We start from the raw sequence: 220 nt of genomic DNA on the forward strand, positions 1-220 counted from the left end.
TAGTTGGTCGATCATTCGCTGGCTCTGCTTCATTGAGCCATAGGCAGTATCAAAGGCGGCAACACTGTCTTGAACCAGTTGTAAGCTTGTTAGGCTATTGGTATTAGTAGTGTTTTCGATTAAGTTATTGAGCAGATCATCGATCGCCAATTTGCTCGATTGATAATTCGCTTCATATTGCTCATTCAATGACTCTAAGTAACGTTCAGAGGCTAAACGC

At 41.8% G+C, this 220-nt stretch carries 1 pseudogene; it reads right to left on the bottom strand.

From position 1 onward, the window contains the following. Nucleotides 1-220, bottom strand: a pseudogene (locus A3712_RS18475) (methyl-accepting chemotaxis protein); the annotation flags it as partial.

This window comes from Vibrio sp. HI00D65 (genome assembly GCF_001635455.1).
Taxonomy (GTDB): Bacteria; Pseudomonadota; Gammaproteobacteria; order Enterobacterales; family Vibrionaceae; genus Vibrio.